Below are 16,043 nucleotides of genomic sequence, written 5' to 3'. Positions count from 1 at the left end.
TTTTTTCGCCTACTGAGAAGATTGACCTTTGTAGAGTTGAAAATACATAAATTATGACAGTACAAAATAGCAATACAGCATTAGGTAGTAAAATTATATTAATTGGTTTAGCTATTTTGAGTTTATTTCCCTTCATCTCTTCCGCTACGGCTTTGGTTTTGGGAATTATATACGCTCAAATTTTCGAAAATCCTTACGGAAAGCAAACCAAAAAAGCTACGGGATTACTGCTGAAAGTAGCCGTAGTAGGTTTGGGATTTGGAATGAACGTTTACAGTGCATTAGCAGCGGGAAAAGATGGATTTGTCTTGACCATTTTTTCCATCTTTTTAACCCTTGTATTGGGCTTTGCATTGGGTAAAATCTTAAAAATAGACAAGAAAATATCCTATTTGATTTCTTCAGGAACTGCTATTTGTGGTGGAAGTGCCATTGCCGCTGTATCACCGGTGATTGATGCAGATGAAAAACAAATATCCGTAGCCTTGGGGATCGTTTTTGTTTTGAATTCCATCGCCTTAATTATTTTTCCACCGATAGGACATGCACTAGGTTTGAGTCAGGTTGATTTTGGACTTTGGTCAGCTATTGCTATTCACGACACTAGTTCCGTAGTAGGAGCAGCTGCAAAATACGGAGATGAAGCCTTAGAAGTCGCTACAACCGTAAAACTAGCTCGTGCTTTATGGGTAATTCCAGTTGCCTTTTTATCAACGATGCTTTTCAAAAACAAAGGATCAAAGGTGAAAATTCCCTATTTCATTGGGTTGTTTATCCTAGCCATGTTAGCTAATTCTTATATTCCTTTTATTCAGCCTTTAGGTCCTTATATTGTCGAATTATCTAAAGCTGCATTGACGTTAACCCTTTTTTTAATCGGAACCTCATTATCCTATAGAACCGTGAAAAATGTAGGCGCAAAACCCTTTATTGAAGGTGTGTTGTTGTGGGTGTTTATTTCGGTGAGTTCCCTGCTTTATATTTTGTATCTGTAGAGATGAACCGTTAACAGTTAACGGTTTGAACATCCCTAAATACAGTTGAGCATATTTTCTTTAAAACAACGAACAACGAACAGTTAACGAATCTACTTTTCTCTTTTTTTGTATAAAATTCCTATTTTTTGACTTCCTGCGAATACTTGTGAAATAAGAGTGAAAAAGTTGGAACGTCTTTTGAAAATCTCATACATATAGTAATTTAAATATTTATGTCATGAGAAAAATTAGTGTTTTATTGTGTTTAGGTCTTCTTTTTATACTAGGTTGTAGTAGAGAAGATGAAAAAGATCTACCTACTAAACAGGATCAACTTTCGGTAGATGCCTATCAGGTAAAGGTAAAAGAAATGCAGCGTATATTTTCAAACTATGGGTGGAGTGAGGATAGACAAGTTCCTTATGATTACAATGATCCCAGAAATAGAAGGGAAATTGAAAAATTGGATTTAAAAGAATTGGAAGATTTTTTGCGTGAATTTAGTTCAGATGAAGGGCTTAAAAATTTGGATGAGCAATTAAATCTAGAAAAATCAGCACAAGAGCCGAAAGAAAGCAATCCTTTAGGTAAGGTAGATTGGACAACAAAGGCAGTAAATTCTTATTCTGTTTCAGGTAGCCATAGTAGCTCAGTTATTGGATCTTCTACTTCTTTAGTCAACTTTTCAATTAAGGACAACGAAGTAATAACCTTCAGTAGTGCTAGTGCAACATATAACAATGCCAATGTGAGTTTCGTACAAGTTAACGGACATAATATTATACCTTTTTATCCCAACGCCAATCAAGATTATTACGATCATAAAGGAGGAATTAACGTAGATTGTAAAGTGAAAGCTTATGGTCAGACTGCTACTGCTACGATGTATGCTCGGTTTAATCGCAATGGCTCTGGAAGTGTTGAAAGTTTTAGAATCTAGTTTCTCTTCGTATAGGTACGTTATAGAACCTGAGTAGTTAAGATTGTAAAAGCATCAAGTAGTGTGTGATTTTTAAATTTAAATGATATGAAAAAGAACAGTGTCCTTTTGTGTTTAGGTCTTCTTTTTATACTAGGCTGTAGTAGAGAAGATGAAAAAGATCTACCTACTAAACAGGATCAACTTTCGGTAGATGCCTATCAGGTAAAGGTAAAAGAAATGCAGCGTATATTTTCAAACTATGGGTGGAGTGAGGATAGACAAGTTCCTTATGATTACAATGATCCCAAAAATAGAAGGGAAATTGAAAAATTGGATTTAAAAGAATTGGAAGATTTTTTGCGTGAATTTAGTTCAGATGAAGGATTGAAAAATAGTTATCGGTGATGAGTGATGAGTTATTGGTGATGAGTTAAGAGTTATGGAGCTAACAGCTCACTGATAACCATAAAAAAACGGCAATTTTTCAATTGCCGTTTTTTTATTTATACTTGAATAACACCTAAGTTGAATGGTTTTTCGATAGGCGCATGGTTCGCCGCTTCGATACCCATAGAAATCCATTTTCTAGTATCTAATGGATCGATGATGGCATCAGTCCAAATACGAGCAGCAGCATAATAAGGCGACACTTGTTTGTCGTATTTCGCTTTAATCTTATCGAATAATTTTTGTTCTTCTTCAGCCGATAATTCTTGTCCTTTTGCTTTTAAAGAAGAAGCTTCAATTTGCAACAATACCTTTGCTGCCTGAGCACCTCCCATTACAGCAAGTTCAGCACTTGGCCAAGCAAAGATTAAACGCGGATCATAAGCCTTTCCACACATCGCATAATTACCTGCTCCGTATGAGTTTCCTACAACTACCGTAAACTTCGGAACAACAGAGTTTGAAACGGCATTCACCATTTTTGCTCCATCTTTGATAATTCCTCCGTGTTCTGACTTAGACCCTACCATGAATCCAGTTACATCTTGTAAGAATACCAATGGAATTTTCTTTTGGTTACAGTTCGCAATAAAACGCGTTGCTTTATCGGCAGAATCTGAGTAAATCACCCCTCCAAATTGCATCTCACCTTTTTTCGTCTTCACTACTTTGCGTTGGTTTGCTACAATTCCTACTGCCCATCCATCAATACGAGCATACCCCGTGATTAAAGATTGACCATATCCCGCTTTGTATTCTTCAAATTCAGATTCATCAACGAGGCGTTTGATGATTTCCATCATATCATATTGTTCTGCACGTGATTTGGGTAAAATACCGTAAATCTCATTTGGATCTGCCACTGGTTTTTTCGCTGCAATTCGGTTGTAACCCGCTTTGTCAAAATCGCCAATCTTGTCCACAATATTTTTGATGGTATCTAAAGCGTCTTTATCGTCTTTTGCTTTGTAATCTGTAACACCTGAAATCTCACAATGAGTAGTTGCACCACCCAATGTTTCATTGTCGATACTTTCTCCGATAGCCGCCTTTACTAAGTAACTACCAGCTAAGAAAATACTACCCGTTTTATCAACGATTAGCGCCTCATCACTCATAATTGGTAAGTAAGCACCACCAGCAACACAACTACCCATAACTGCGGCAATTTGCGTAATCCCCATGCTACTCATAATGGCGTTGTTTCTGAAAATTCGTCCAAAGTGTTCCTTGTCTGGGAATATCTCATCCTGTAGTGGTAAATAAACGCCAGCACTATCTACCAAATAGATAATGGGAAGTTTATTTTCTATTGCGATTTCTTGTGCGCGTAAATTTTTCTTTCCAGTAATCGGAAACCATGCACCTGCTTTTACAGTAGCGTCATTGGCTACAACGATACACTGTTTTCCCTTGATATAACCTATTTTGACTACAACACCAGCAGAAGGACATCCTCCGTGTTCTTCATACATCTCATCTCCAGCAAATGCACCAATCTCTATGCTATTAGATTTGGGATCTAATAGATAATCAATGCGTTCTCTGGCTGTCATTTTTCCTTGTTGGTGTAATTTTTCAATTCTTTTTTCACCTCCACCAAGTTTAACTTTTGCTAGTTTTCGTTTTAAATCTGAAAGCAATAACTTGTTGTGATCTTCGTTTTTATTGAAGTTAATATCCATAGTTATCTAGGTTGTTGTATAATATTATTAGTTTTCGCTAAAGTACAAAATAAAAATTTACAGGTATAATAATCAATGTATTATTCAATAATGCTTATAGATCAACGAAAATACAAGAGAAGAAGCACTACTATAAAACGAGAGATAAGATAAATCGGTGTTTTTTTGTTAAATTAGTTGATTGAAAAATGAAAATGAAATGAAGATTCGCGATTTGTTTGTGCTATTGATTAAATTGATAGCTACCTTAATGACGATAGAACTTGTACTAACTACTATTCCTTCCTTTCTAGTCTATTTAGGGAAGGATTACACAGTAATAAGCGATAATTATTTACCTCTGTTATCTGTTGCAATTAATTTTATTTTGTTTATTTTACTCTTTGCCTATGCCGAAAAAATCGTCAAAGTACTAAAAATTGAAAAAGGATTTTCATCGCCAATTCTTCCAACAACTTCACTTACCATTTCAATGATTGCACAATTGGGTGTGTTTTTTATAGGGTTGAGCTTGTTAATTGGACATCTGCCTACTTTTTTAAGCAATAGTTGGTATTGGTTTAAGGCACAAGCAGTCGAAAATCCTTATGAATATGTGCAAACAGGGAACTATTGGTTTGTTAGTGTATTTAATTTAGTCATAGGATATATGTTGATCTCTAATAGTCGTAAGATTGCTTTTTGGTTTGTGAAGAATTCAGAAGTAAAGGAAAAAATATAAGTTGTTGATTTTTATTTGCTTATATTTTTTTGTGGAAAGAAGAGTTATTGGTTTATTATTCCAATGTTACGTTAATGTTAAGTAATTGTGGTTGTTTTTTCCAAATGTTAACTGCATAAGTGATTGAAATACAGGAAATAGTCGTATTTTAGAAGTATTGTACGTGTAGAAATCTCATTTTGATGTAAAAATTAACGTTAAGGAAACATTCGCTTTATTTTATTGCGTAATTTTGTCCCTGTTTATAACATATATTTTATATAATGTCATTGAATAACATTTTTCAATTTTTAGTTCCAAAGGACAAGACGTTTTATCCTTTATTTGAACAAGCAGCTATTAAGCTTAAGAAGTTATCAGAAACGCTGAATGAAGCTGTGCACACACCAGCAAAAGAAAGAGAGAAATTACTTAAAGATGTTGAGGTAATTAAGGTAGAAATCGAAGCGATTGCACAGAAAACAAGAATCGAATTAGGAAAGAACTTTATCACTCCTTTTGATAGAGAAGATATTCACAATTTGATTACAGCTGTGGATGATGTAGCGGACCATTTATCTGATGCTGCTTCTCGTATGAGATTGTATCAAATTGATAAAATTACAAAACCTTTGCGCAAATTAACGGAAGCAAACTTAGAAGCTTGTAGTGAAGTGCACAAGGGACTATTACACTTGAAAGATTTAAAAAAGCTAGAAGAGTTAGCGACTGTATGTAAAAACATTTCTCGCTTAGAAAGAAAAGCAGATAAAGTTTTTGATAAGGCCGTTGCCGATATTTTCGAAAATGAAAATAACGCCATCGAAATTATAAAATACAAAGAGGTAATGGTGGCTTTAGAAACGGCTACAGATAGTTGTAGAGACGTGGCTAATGTTTTGGAAACTGTTATCGTTAAATACTCTTAATGTTCTAGCGCAAGTATATGGAATTTTTTACAGAAATATTGAGTAATCAAAGTGGGATATTGCTGATTGTCATTATCATTTTAGCCCTTGGATTTGATTATATCAATGGTTTTCACGACGCCGCAAACTCGATTGCGACGATAGTAACTACTCGTGTTTTAACTCCGTTCCAAGCAGTGCTTTGGGCGGCGGCTTTTAACTTTGCAGCTTATTTTATCTCCCTATACATTATTGGTGAATTTAAAATTGGTAATACTATTGCCAAATCAGTCAATGAAAACTTTATTAGCTTAGAGGTTATTTTTGCTGGTTTAATTGCTGCAATTATTTGGAATTTAGCTACTTGGAAGTTGGGAATTCCTTCTTCTTCTTCACATACTTTAATTGGTGGTTTCATCGGTGCTGCTGTTGCACACGCAGGTGGATTTTCAGTTGAAGGAGTTGATGTTGTTGTGTACGCAAAAGTAATTCCTATTTTCTTATTCATTTTTGGAGCACCCTTACTGGGATTGATCTTAGCGTATTTTATTACCGTAGCAATTATGTGGATTTGTAGAAATCAAAACCACTATAAATGCGAAAAGTGGTTTAAACGCTTGCAATTAGTTTCTTCTGCTTTATTCTCTTTAGGACACGGAGGAAATGACGCACAAAAAGTAATGGGGATTATCGGAGCTGCAGTTATCTTCTATCACGTTAATGTTGATATGGATCCTGACTACCTTGTCGAAGGAGTAGATACGTTCAAAGTGTTCGTAGAACACTGGTGGTGGGTTCCTTTAGCGTCGTTTTTATTCATCGGTTTAGGAACATTATCTGGTGGATGGAAGATCGTAAAAACAATGGGAAGTAAGATTACGAAGGTAACTCCATTAGAAGGAGTTGCAGCGGAAACAGCTGGTGCAGTTGCTTTATATGTAACCGAGCACTTGGGTATTCCTGTATCAACAACACATACCATTACAGGTTCTATTATTGGGGTAGGAGTAACCAAGCGTGTATCTGCAGTACGTTGGGGAGTAACCATCAACTTACTTTGGGCATGGGTGTTAACCATTCCGGTGTCTGCAGTAATTGCTATGCTTGTATACTATATCGTATCAGCAGTGATTTAAGGATAATTTACAGTTGACGGTTAACCATCCGTTTATATAAAATAGAAAGCGCTTAATCATCGATTAGGCGCTTTTTTTATGAACTAAGTATGCGTTTTGGAAGCGTATACAGTTGTAACAGGACTTAGTTTGGAGAGAATACTCCTTAATATTCACGCTGTAAAACAGGCTGTCTTCATCAAGAAAAGACAATGATCGATACGTAAAAAAACTGTAGATCTTTCAATCTCTTAAACGGGAAAATAAAAAACGCCTAACCCAAGGGTTAAGCGTTGTGTGATATAAAGTTGCGCAGGCAAACTATAAATTAAAAGCTTTTTTAATGTCGTCTACACGGTCTAATTTTTCCCAAGTAAACAATTCTACTTCTACTTGTTTTGTTTCTCCTCCAGGTCTTGTAAACGTCTTAGTTACTACTTGAGGTTTGCGTCCCATGTGTCCGTATGCAGCTGTTTCGCTATAAATCGGGTTGCGTAGTTTTAAACTTGTCTCAATAAAATAAGGACGTAAATCAAATAATTCACTTACTTTCTTTGCAATCTCTCCATCAGTTAAGTTTACTTTTGACGTACCATAGGTATTTACGTAAACTCCCGTTGGTTTTGCAATACCAATTGCATAAGAAACTTGTACTAATACTTCTTCCGCAACACCTGCGGCTACAAGATTTTTCGCAATGTGGCGCGTAGCATAAGCTGCACTTCGGTCTACTTTACTTGGATCTTTTCCTGAAAACGCACCTCCTCCGTGTGCCCCTTTTCCTCCATAGGTATCAACAATAATCTTTCTTCCTGTTAACCCAGTATCTCCATGAGGTCCTCCAATAATGAAAACTCCAGTAGGGTTAATTAAGAATTCAATTGCTTCTTTAGCTTCAAATAAGTATTGATATTGTGGGTATTTCGCCAATAAACGTGGAATTAATACCTCGATAATATCTTGTTTGATTTGCGCTTGCATCGCTGCTTCAGCTCTTGCTTTTGCTTCAGAAGTTGTATTCTCTGCCTGAATAAAGTCATCGTGTTGGGTAGATAATACAATCGTAACAATGCGAACAGGCTTGTTGTCTTCGTTGTATTCTAAAGTAACCTGACTTTTTGCATCTGGACGCAAATAGGTTACCTCTTTGTTTTCTCTTCGGATGACTGCTAATTCTTGTAGTAATTTATGGGATAAATCTAATGCTAAAGGCATATAGTCTTCCGTTTCTGTTGAAGCATAACCAAACATCATCCCTTGATCTCCCGCACCTTGATCTTCTTTACTAGCGCGTTCAACTCCTTGGCTGATCTCTGCTGATTGCTCGTGAATCGCCGATAAAATACCGCACGAATTTCCGTCAAACATATATTCACTCTTCGTATAACCAATTTTATTGATTACATCGCGAGCAATTTGTTGAACGTCTAAATATGTTTTTGATTTTACTTCTCCAGCAAGAATTACTTGCCCTGTAGTAACTAATGTCTCACATGCTACCTTTGATTCTAAATCAAAAGCCAAGAAATTGTCAATTAAAGCATCTGAAATTTGATCTGCAATTTTATCCGGATGTCCTTCACTTACAGATTCCGATGTGAAGTAATAAGCCATATGATATGTTTTTTTATGTTTTAAAAAAAGAGGAAATGGCTAAAGTGAAGATACAATATATTCTGCTTTAGCATTTTTTACCGAGGTTGCAATCAGTACAAATTTTTCCTCCCGTGAAATTCTCTGCAAATGTATCAACTATTTTTGATTCTATACAAATTTTATTCTTTTTTATATTCCTCTTAACGATTATGTGATTTTTACTAATCCAAAGCAAATACACCTTTATATGAATTAGATATGAAAGATAAGGGAGTATAAAATCCTTAAAAAATGTTATGTTTTTTCCAAATTGATAAAAATATAGAGGTTTATTGCTTTATTTATATTTTAAAAGCCATTTTTGGTTACATTTGTTCCAAATTATTATCGTATTAATCGCGTAAAAATGAGACTACATAATATAGACGATCAAAAGTCGATGACTCCGCAAATGGCGCTGTCTTTTCTGAAAGAAGGAAACAAACGCTTTGTTGAAAATTTGAAAGCACATGCGAATTTATTAGAGCAAGTGAATGAAACAAAGGAAAGCCAATTTCCTTTCGCTATTATCCTAAGCTGTATTGACAGCAGAACTTCAGCAGAACTTATTTTTGACCAGGGATTAGGCGATGTATTTAGCACGCGAATCGCAGGGAATGTATTGAATGAAGACATTATCGGTTCGATGGAATTTGCCTGTAAATTAGCGGGATCTAAATTGATCATGGTATTAGGACACTCACACTGTGGTGCCATTACAGGAGCGTGTAAAGACGTTAAATTAGGTCATTTAAGCAATTTATTAGCTAAAGTGGATCCTGCCGTTGAGCACGTAAAAAAATACTATCCTGAATTAGATGTTCAATCTAAAGAAGGGGTAGATATGGTTGCGTTTTACAATGTGGAGTACACAATCAATCACATCTTAACTAAGAGTACTGTGCTTTGCGAGATGTATGAAAAAGGTGAAATCGGTATCGTAGGAGCCTTTTATAAAGTGGAAACAGGAGAGGTAGATTTCGTCAAAGAAATGTTTGTTGAATAAAAGAATGAATTTTGAAACACAACGATTTTTACAAAAAGATATTAGAGAATAATAAAGCTTGGGTTGAAGAAAAACTAGCTATTAATCCGGAGTATTTCAAGCGTTTGTGCCACAGACAAACACCTCCTGTTTTGTGGATCGGTTGTTCGGATAGTCGTGTGCCAGCAAACGAAATTATCGGTGCTGAACCTGGGGATGTATTTGTACACCGTAACATTGCCAATATGGTGATTCACTCGGATATGAATATGTTGAGTGTATTGGATTATGCCGTAAATATCCTCAAAGTAACCAATATTATTGTGTGTGGACACTATGGCTGTGGTGGAGTAGAAGCAGCGATGAAAAACGAATCTTATGGTTTGATCGATAACTGGATTAGACATATTAAAACCGTATATCGCTTGCACAATGTAGAACTCGATGAAATTGAAGATACAACAACGCGATTTAATCGATTTGTAGAGCTCAATGTACAAGAACAAGTATATGACTTAGCAAAAACATCCATCGTTCAAGGAGCTTGGGCAAGAAATCAAGATTTGAGCATTCATGGATGGGTGTATGGACTAAATTCTGGTTACGTAACAGATTTAGAAGTTAATGTAACCAGTAATCAAGACCTAGACGAAGTATACCAACTTCGATTTAAAAAGATTTAATCCGACTCCAAATTCTCATTAAAAGAAGAAGGTAGGAGGGAAGGAATAAATTTTAAAATAATAGGAAGTAATATTGTGCCACCTGGCAATAAAAATATCGCAAGAGAAGGAATTGTTTTAATCACCTCAAGGGTTTGTTTCTTAATCAATTTCTTTTCTTGCATATCTAAATTTCGATGGGTTGAATCCATCAATAACTGCATTAACTGCTTGTTTTTTTGAATCTCTTTCAAGATTCGCCCTTTATTTCTACTTACTAAAAACTCCACGTAATTCGTTGAATTATTAATCATGTTGTTGAACAAATTAGACGACTTGAGAAAGACATAATTATAGTCGTTTTGTTGCACAAAGCGCATAAAACACGTACGACTGTCTTCGATTTGCGCTGTAGAAAAGGATAAGCGCTCAAAAGGAGCAACCTCACAGTTGGGAAGATTCAGTGTTTTAGTTTCGTTATTCCAAGAACTACACATCACAAGATCAAGTAAAATACTCATCTCTAAATGTGAAGATTGTACCTCCATAATTTCATCAATTGAAAAATCATTGGGATTGTCTACCAAATGGAGATCTGCATTTTTTTGATGAGCGGTCTGATTTAAAATTGCTTGGATTAAATCTTCGATGTATACATGGTATAAATTAGGGTGTATTTTGCCTGCTAAAAATGTTTCAAAAGTCAACAAATAGACAGATAATACGAGTAAATTCAGGGCAATATTATTGCTCTTAGACTGAGAAAAGAAGTTTTCTTTCCACTTAATTGCAAACAAGTGTTCTAACCTTGCATATGTATTTTTATCCTCAAACAAACTTGTGAAAAAATTCGTTTTATGGGGAACAAATAGCTGATAAAAATCGAGCAATTGACGAATAAAGTCTTCCGTTGTATGAGTTGGATATTGGAAGAAATAAACTTTTTCTAAGAGTTGCAAAAAGCAGATTTTAGCTAGTTCTTCCTGCGTATAGTCAAAAGACGCGTAAACATCGGGAAAATCACTTGCATTGATTTGGCCGAAGCTAAAACCTGTCATTCTAATTTCATGCGCAAGTTCCTCTACATTTGTTGCCTTGAAAATAGCGTATTTATCGTGCTCTGCAAAGTATTTTTTTATCCAGCCAGTTGTTGAGGGATTCATAACTCTATATTGCGTTTATAAGGGAGGTAAGAAATAGCTTGAGGGCTATTTCCTTACCATTTAACTTGTTTTTCAATTGCTTTAATCATCTCAGTGGCAATGTCTTTATTTGTTGCTCCTTCAATACCTTCTAATCCAGGTGAAGAGTTTACTTCTAGTAATAGAGGTCCTTTGGCTGAGCGAATAATGTCAACTCCAGCAACTTTTAAATTCATGGCTTTCGCAGCGCGAATGGCAATGCGTTTTTCTTCAGAAGTAACTTTGATGATTGATGCTGTACCTCCTAAGTGGATATTCGCTCTAAATTCACCCGGAACAGCTTCGCGTTGTATTGCGGCAACAACTTTTCCGTCTACCACAAAACAACGAATGTCTTTTCCATTCGCTTCTTTGATAAATTCCTGAACTAAGATATTTGCATTTAAACTCTTGAAAGCATTGATTACACTTTCCGCTGCTTTCTTCGTTTCTGCTAATACAACTCCTTTTCCTTGTGTGCCTTCTAATAGTTTGACAATAAGTGGGCTACCGCCTACCATTTTGATCAAGTCGTTGGTGTCTAATGGAGAATTAGCAAAACCCGTTGTAGGAATATCAATTCCGTGATTTAAAAGCAGTTGTAAAGAAAATAATTTATCTCTTGACTGTGCAATAGCAGCAGCACTGTTTAGACTGTATACTTTTAAGGATTCGAAATGACGAGTTAAGGCACATCCGTAATACGTCATGCTTGGCCTAATACGCGGAATAACTGCATCAAAATCGTTTAGTACACGGCCACCTCTATAGTGAATTTCTGGCTGATTCGCATCTAATTTCATGTAGCAGTACTTCAAGTTTAAGAAGTGCATTTCATGACCTCTTAACTCTCCAGCTTCAATGATTCGCTTGTTGCTATACAACTCAGGATTACTCGCTAACAACCCAATGCGCAAGCCACTTTTAGCCTCTTTGGGCTTGTTGTAGTATTCGTCTAATTTCTCCGTTGTCGGTTGCCCAAGTAAGAAGTGTTTTTCGGGATCAACTAAAATACGACCGCCCATCGCTTCTCTTCCCAATAACATGCGATACCCCATAGAGTCTCTATTGGTTAAGGTTAATTCAATGTCCCAAGACGTTTCACCAAAACCGAGTATTGTGCGGATTACATAGCGAGATTCTCTAGATCCACTAGAGCTTTTGACGATTCTTTTATCCACTACTTTAGCTTCACAATGGATTATTGTTTTTCCGTTGTTTTGTAAAGGATTTACATCAAACTTGACCCATTTTTCACCGTCTTTTTCAAAAGGACTAATGTTCACTGCATGTAGTGCAGATGTCTTAGCTCCTGAGTCTACACGGGCTTTAATTGCAGGGATATTTAATGTAGAGAAAGAACACCATTCTTCACTACCAACAATGAGTTTATCTACCATTCTATTTAATTATTCAAATGCGAAAGTACTACTTTAAAGTAATTGCTATGATCTAATATAAGACAAAAAAATAAAAAATAACGTTTAAATAACAACAGGGAAAATTTTAGAATCAAAACCACTAAGTGTAAAAAGAAAAAACCTGCTAATTAGCAGGTTTTTTTGTTTTTATCTTGATCGTTAAAGTATCTCCAGTTTCATCTTTGGGTACATCTAAAGTGATCGTATCCCCAACGGTGATTTTCGAGTTGACAATCTCTTCCGCAATAGGGTCTTCAATGTATTTTTGAATCGCTCTTTTCAGTGGTCGAGCTCCGTATTGTTTGTCAAATCCTTTATCAGCAATGAAATTCTTCGCTTTGTCTGTAAGAACTAACTTGTACCCCAAATCGTCAATGCGTTGGAATAATTTAGCTAATTCAATATCAATGATCGCGTGAATATGTTCTTTCTCTAGTGAATTAAACACGACAATATCGTCGATTCGATTTAAAAACTCCGGTGCAAAGGCTTTTTTCAACGCACTTTCAATAACAGATTTACTGTGTTGATCCGTTTGTTCTTTGCGTGCTTGTGTGCCAAAACCTACACCTTGACCAAAATCTTTCAATTGGCGGACACCAATATTAGAAGTCATCACGATAATTGTATTTCTAAAATCGACTTTTCGACCTAAACTATCTGTTAAATGCCCATCGTCTAATACTTGTAAAAGCATGTTGAAGATATCTGGATGTGCTTTTTCAATTTCATCAAATAGAATAACGCTATACGGTTTTCTGCGAATCTTTTCCGTTAACTGTCCACCTTCTTCGTATCCTACATAGCCTGGAGGCGCTCCAATTAAACGAGAAAGCGCAAATTTCTCCATGTATTCACTCATGTCAATGCGAATCAAAGCGTCTTCTGAGTCAAAAAGTTCTTTGGCAATTACTTTAGCTAACTGCGTTTTACCAACTCCTGTTTGTCCTAAGAAGATGAAAGAACCAATCGGTTTATTCGGATCTTTTAATCCCGCTCTATTGCGTTGAATAGCCTTGGCAATTTTGCCAACAGCCTCATCTTGTCCGATAACTTTACCCTTGATAATCGCAGGTAAATTAGCCAATTTGTTGATTTCTTTCTCAGCGATGCGATTTACAGGTATTCCCGTCATCATAGATACTACATCAGCAACATCGTCTTCTGTAATGAGTATGCGATTGTCTTTTACCTCTTTTTCCCAAGCTTCTTGTGCGATATCAAGCTCTTTTTCAATGTTTTTTTCTCGATCTCTCAGGTTAGCTGCCTCTTCGTATTTCTGTTTTTGAACCATAAGGTTCTTGTTCTCGCGAACTTCTTCCAACTCTTGTTCTAGATCCAAAATATTTTTGGGAACATTGATATTTGTAATGTGTACACGAGATCCAACTTCATCCAAAGCATCAATGGCTTTGTCCGGTAAGAATCGATCGGTCATATAGCGGTTGGTTAACTTCACACAAGCTTCAATCGCTTCATCAGTATAACTAACGTTGTGGTGACTTTCGTATTTGTCTTTGATGTTGTGTAAGATTGTAATAGTTTCATCGACTGAAGTCGGTTCAACTAAAACTTTTTGGAAACGACGTTCTAATGCTCCATCTTTTTCGATGTGCTGTCTAAACTCATCTAATGTGGTAGCACCTATACATTGAATTTCTCCTCTGGCTAAAGCCGGTTTGAACATATTCGATGCATCTAGTGAGCCTGTAGCTCCTCCAGCACCAACAATAGTGTGAATTTCGTCAATAAAGAGAATGATATCGGTGTTTTTTTCCAACTCATTCATCACAGCTTTCATTCGCTCCTCAAATTGACCTCTGTACTTTGTACCCGCAACCAAACTCGCCAAATCAAGGGTTACTACGCGTTTGTTAAACAAAACACGAGATACCTTTTTCTGGATGATTTTTAACGCTAATCCTTCTGCAATAGCCGATTTTCCAACTCCTGGCTCACCTATAAGTAAAGGGTTGTTTTTCTTTCTGCGGCTTAAGATTTGTGAAACTCGCTCGATTTCTTTCTCACGACCCACAACGGGATCGAGCTTGCCTTCGATGGCCATTTCTGTCAAATCTCTACCGAAATTATCTAATACAGGAGTCTTACTTTTTTTATTGGGTAAATTTCCTTGAGTGTCAGCTTTTTTACTTGAAGAACTGTCATTTTGTCCTGATTCTTCGAAGGTTTCTGCTTTGGGACTGTGAAAAATATCCTCGCTATCCGATTCTTTCTTCTCGTCAGAAAGAAATTCAACATAGTATTTTTTTACATTTTCGTAATCCACGTTCATCTTGTTTAAAATCTGCGTGATCGGATCTTCATTGTTCTTTAATATACACAGCAATAAATGGGCAGAGGTTACTTCAACATTCTTGAATACCTTTACTTCAAGGTATGTCAAGCGCAAAGCTCTTTCTGCTTGTTTGGTAAGATATAGTGATCCTTTCTCGTTTACTGCTGTTTTAGTAGAAGAATAAGGGGTTAAGTTCTCAACTTTATGTCTTAAAAAGTCAATATCTACCTCCAAATTTTGGAGGATTGTCGATCCTTCACCTTGCTCAATTCTCAATAAGGCTAACAGAAAGTGCTCCGTTCCTATAAAGTCATGACCTAGACGCAATGCCTCGTCCTTACTAAAGGAAATAACATCTTTAATTTCTTGTGAAAAATTTTCGTCCATATTAACTGAATTTAGGTGATTATTTGTTTCTATACTATAGTAAAGGCAAAAAGCATACCTAGTTGTCTTTTCTTGCCCTTCTGTCATATGCTAATTGACAAAAAAAAACTGGTATATAAAAATATTATCCGCTCTTTTTTACAGACTGGAGATATAAAATAACGGGCATAAATCTCCGGCATAACTTGTGAATAATAGAACTAAACTAGTTGTTTGTTTTTTTTTGTGCGAACAAATACAGTGCCTGAAGTAAAAGTATTTTGTTTGGATTAAATGTTGATTAAATTGTTATAGTTGTGAAAGATCCTGAAGCTTGCTTCTTTTTACTTCTATGTACTCTGTGTTTTTTATCATCAAGCTACGTGGTGTTTTTAATAGATCTATAATGGATATGAGAGTAAGGTGAGTTAGACTTATATTGATGATGTCCATCAAGAATCAGGATAGAGATAAATTTTGCTACTAAAAGATCGTTCGTTCTTTAAACGAAGATCTATTTCGAAAATATAATATTATAAAAAGTCATCACTCTAAAAAGTCATCACTCTAAAAAGTCATCACTCTAAAAAGTCATCACTCTAAAAAGTCATCACTCTAAAAAGTCATCACTCTAAAAAGTCATCACTCTAAAAAGTCATCACTCTAAAAAGTCATCACTCTAAAAAGTCATCACTCTAAAAAGTCATCACTCTAAAAAGTCATCACTCTAAAAAGTCATCACT

The 16,043-nt window shown here is 35.8% G+C and carries 13 protein-coding genes; 8 read left to right on the top strand and 5 right to left on the bottom strand.

All coding sequences use genetic code 11. The features are described 5' to 3' along the window. Positions 1 to 53: 53 nt before the first annotated feature. The 3 genes from H4K33_RS14470 (at position 54) to H4K33_RS14460 (ending at position 2,304) form a co-directional block, all read left to right on the top strand. A complete protein-coding gene (locus tag H4K33_RS14470; RefSeq protein ID WP_182650236.1) occupies positions 54 to 995 on the top strand; it encodes a YeiH family protein in 942 nt (313 codons plus the stop codon). A gap of 220 nt (positions 996 to 1,215) precedes the next feature. Continuing rightward, on the top strand, positions 1,216 to 1,917 hold the full coding sequence (locus tag H4K33_RS14465; RefSeq protein ID WP_182650234.1) for a hypothetical protein: 702 nt from the start codon (positions 1,216 to 1,218) through the stop codon (positions 1,915 to 1,917). 87 nt (positions 1,918 to 2,004) lie between these two features. Beyond that, on the top strand, positions 2,005 to 2,304 hold the full coding sequence (locus H4K33_RS14460; protein ID WP_182650232.1) for a hypothetical protein: 300 nt from the start codon (positions 2,005 to 2,007) through the stop codon (positions 2,302 to 2,304). Positions 2,305 to 2,402: 98 nt separating this feature from the next. Here H4K33_RS14460 and H4K33_RS14455 read toward each other — a convergent pair whose 3' ends face one another. Beyond that, the gene (locus H4K33_RS14455) at positions 2,403 to 4,031 is read right to left on the bottom strand and encodes an acyl-CoA carboxylase subunit beta (RefSeq protein ID WP_182650231.1); all 1,629 of its coding nucleotides are present in this window, start codon (positions 4,029 to 4,031) and stop codon (positions 2,403 to 2,405) included. Between the two features lie 199 nt (positions 4,032 to 4,230). Here H4K33_RS14455 and H4K33_RS14450 point away from each other — a divergent pair, with 199 nt between their 5' ends. From H4K33_RS14450 to H4K33_RS14440, 3 genes are all read left to right on the top strand, one after another. Beyond that, entirely contained in the window at positions 4,231 to 4,752 is a 522-nt protein-coding gene (locus H4K33_RS14450; RefSeq protein WP_182650228.1) for a hypothetical protein, read from the top strand. Positions 4,753 to 5,015: 263 nt separating this feature from the next. After that, complete coding sequence (locus H4K33_RS14445; protein ID WP_182650226.1) at positions 5,016 to 5,660, top strand: DUF47 domain-containing protein; 645 nt, start codon at positions 5,016 to 5,018, stop codon at positions 5,658 to 5,660. 17 nt (positions 5,661 to 5,677) lie between these two features. Beyond that, positions 5,678 to 6,775 carry an inorganic phosphate transporter gene (locus H4K33_RS14440; protein ID WP_182650224.1) on the top strand — a complete coding sequence of 366 codons (1,098 nt, stop codon included), beginning with the start codon at positions 5,678 to 5,680 and terminating at the stop codon, positions 6,773 to 6,775. Between the two features lie 300 nt (positions 6,776 to 7,075). Here H4K33_RS14440 and metK read toward each other — a convergent pair whose 3' ends face one another. Next, the gene (gene metK / locus H4K33_RS14435) at positions 7,076 to 8,368 is read right to left on the bottom strand and encodes a methionine adenosyltransferase (protein WP_182650222.1); all 1,293 of its coding nucleotides are present in this window, start codon (positions 8,366 to 8,368) and stop codon (positions 7,076 to 7,078) included. 388 nt (positions 8,369 to 8,756) lie between these two features. Between metK and H4K33_RS14430 the strand changes: the two genes are divergently transcribed. After that, entirely contained in the window at positions 8,757 to 9,395 is a 639-nt protein-coding gene (locus tag H4K33_RS14430) for a carbonic anhydrase family protein (protein WP_182650220.1), read from the top strand. A gap of 11 nt (positions 9,396 to 9,406) precedes the next feature. Next, positions 9,407 to 10,057, top strand: coding sequence for a carbonate dehydratase (gene can, locus H4K33_RS14425; RefSeq protein WP_182650218.1), 651 nt, complete (start codon positions 9,407 to 9,409; stop codon positions 10,055 to 10,057). On the opposite strand, the gene H4K33_RS14420 is transcribed toward can, so the two are convergent. The 3 genes from H4K33_RS14420 to H4K33_RS14410 form a co-directional block, all read right to left on the bottom strand. Further along, complete coding sequence (locus tag H4K33_RS14420; RefSeq protein ID WP_182650216.1) at positions 10,054 to 11,199, bottom strand: LETM1-related biofilm-associated protein; 1,146 nt, start codon at positions 11,197 to 11,199, stop codon at positions 10,054 to 10,056. The two genes, can and H4K33_RS14420, sit on opposite strands and share 4 nt — an antisense overlap. Before the next feature lie 53 nt (positions 11,200 to 11,252). Further along, positions 11,253 to 12,617 carry a 30S ribosomal protein S6--L-glutamate ligase gene (gene rimK, locus H4K33_RS14415; protein ID WP_182650214.1) on the bottom strand — a complete coding sequence of 455 codons (1,365 nt, stop codon included), beginning with the start codon at positions 12,615 to 12,617 and terminating at the stop codon, positions 11,253 to 11,255. Positions 12,618 to 12,762: 145 nt separating this feature from the next. Continuing rightward, complete coding sequence (locus tag H4K33_RS14410) at positions 12,763 to 15,321, bottom strand: ATP-dependent Clp protease ATP-binding subunit (RefSeq protein WP_182650212.1); 2,559 nt, start codon at positions 15,319 to 15,321, stop codon at positions 12,763 to 12,765. Positions 15,322 to 16,043 lie beyond the last annotated feature (722 nt).

The organism is Myroides sp. WP-1, assembly GCF_014145635.1.
Classification (GTDB): domain Bacteria; phylum Bacteroidota; class Bacteroidia; order Flavobacteriales; family Flavobacteriaceae; genus Flavobacterium.
This window is presented reverse-complemented; position numbering and strand designations above follow the sequence as displayed.

Bases quoted from the DNA above. Each gene is read 5' to 3' on its own strand.
- H4K33_RS14470 (WP_182650236.1), top strand. From the start codon at position 54: ATGACAGTACAAAATAGCAATACAGCATTAGGTAGTAAAATTATATTA.
- H4K33_RS14465 (WP_182650234.1), top strand. From the start codon at position 1,216: ATGAGAAAAATTAGTGTTTTATTGTGTTTAGGTCTTCTTTTTATACTA.
- H4K33_RS14460 (WP_182650232.1), top strand. From the start codon at position 2,005: ATGAAAAAGAACAGTGTCCTTTTGTGTTTAGGTCTTCTTTTTATACTA.
- H4K33_RS14455 (WP_182650231.1), bottom strand. From the start codon at position 4,031: ATGGATATTAACTTCAATAAAAACGAAGATCACAACAAGTTATTGCTT.
- H4K33_RS14450 (WP_182650228.1), top strand. From the start codon at position 4,231: ATGAAGATTCGCGATTTGTTTGTGCTATTGATTAAATTGATAGCTACC.
- H4K33_RS14445 (WP_182650226.1), top strand. From the start codon at position 5,016: ATGTCATTGAATAACATTTTTCAATTTTTAGTTCCAAAGGACAAGACG.
- H4K33_RS14440 (WP_182650224.1), top strand. From the start codon at position 5,678: ATGGAATTTTTTACAGAAATATTGAGTAATCAAAGTGGGATATTGCTG.
- metK (WP_182650222.1), bottom strand. From the start codon at position 8,368: ATGGCTTATTACTTCACATCGGAATCTGTAAGTGAAGGACATCCGGAT.
- H4K33_RS14430 (WP_182650220.1), top strand. From the start codon at position 8,757: ATGAGACTACATAATATAGACGATCAAAAGTCGATGACTCCGCAAATG.
- H4K33_RS14420 (WP_182650216.1), bottom strand. From the start codon at position 11,199: ATGAATCCCTCAACAACTGGCTGGATAAAAAAATACTTTGCAGAGCAC.
- rimK (WP_182650214.1), bottom strand. From the start codon at position 12,617: ATGGTAGATAAACTCATTGTTGGTAGTGAAGAATGGTGTTCTTTCTCT.
- H4K33_RS14410 (WP_182650212.1), bottom strand. From the start codon at position 15,321: ATGGACGAAAATTTTTCACAAGAAATTAAAGATGTTATTTCCTTTAGT.